General features: G+C 44.1%; 1 protein-coding gene. It reads right to left on the bottom strand.

Annotated features, from left to right (window positions below):
- Positions 1–6: 6 nt before the first annotated feature.
- The coding region (locus A3735_RS22855; protein ID WP_304440006.1) for an MBL fold metallo-hydrolase RNA specificity domain-containing protein at positions 7–442 on the bottom strand (436 nt) is incomplete at its 5' end.

Consider the following 442-nt stretch of genomic DNA (forward strand, 5'->3'; position numbering starts at 1 on the left):
TACTCTTTAAGGAATACTTAAACCTACCTCTTCCCCCAATAATTCCCGTAGCGCCTGCTTTAAAGCCATTTTCGCATCATCGTCACCATGAACAATTCTTATTTCTGAAGGCTTAGCTTTCATACCTTGCACAAAGTTCAGCAAGTCTTCCTGACCTGCATGCGCAGAGTAACCCGAGATCGTATGTACAGCGGCATTAATCGTATAGCGCTTACCCTCTAGCTCGACATAGCCATTTCGTGTCCCGTAAGTTTGAATATCTCGCCCTGCAGTTCCCTCAGCTTGATAACCTACAAACAGAATATCAGTACGCTTATCTTCAATTAAGGCTTTTAAATAATTAACAATACGTCCACCAGCACACATACCGCTAGCGGCGATCACAATGGCTGGGCGAGCCGTCTTTGCTAAATAATTCACTGTGTCGAGGTGAGTTTGATGA

It is taken from the genome of Oleiphilus sp. HI0061, assembly GCF_001635675.1.